The sequence below is a fragment of the Vibrio sp. 1580 genome (assembly GCF_033340055.1).
In genome coordinates, this window is the sequence record NZ_JAWOVT010000755.1 from 1 (window position 1) to 514 (window position 514).

The window sequence follows — 514 nt, forward strand, 5'->3', positions numbered from 1 at the left end:
TGCTTGTGGTTTTTTGTCAATAAAAAAGCTCTACATGTTGTAGAGCTTTTAATGACATATTAGTGAGTTTTATACGTTAACAAAACTGACGGGAATATCTGGGTTTAGCGCTTCTAACGTAGACTGTGTGTCTGCTAGGTGACTGATTTTACCCTCAGAGTTTTCAACTAGAGCGGCAGCCTTAATGCTGTCGAAGGTTTCGCCTGCCAACAACACTTGAATCAGTGCTACTTGCAGCGGTGGAAGGCTTGGGTTAAATGCGGCGTTTTCTGCATAAGCACCTTTAAACACACGACCGTTCGCGAGCTCTAATGCCAAACCACTGAGGTTATTGGTATACGGCGCATGGCTCATGTTCATCGCTTCGACGGCTTGTTGAATCAATGCGTCTTCATCATCACATACAAATTGGTGTTTCACTTCTGCCATCAAACCAGACTCAATACCAAGGTCTGCTGGACCAAAAGCTTCTGGTAAGTATTCATGTAATGACTTTTCATCGCGCTCAGGTAGC

At 44.0% G+C, this 514-nt stretch carries 1 protein-coding gene; it reads right to left on the minus strand.

Translation table 11 applies throughout. The features are described 5' to 3' along the window. Positions 1-69 precede the first annotated feature (69 nt). Positions 70-514 (minus strand): cytidine deaminase (cdd, locus tag R7093_RS28215; RefSeq protein WP_318147407.1); only part of this gene is annotated, 445 nt, incomplete at its 5' end.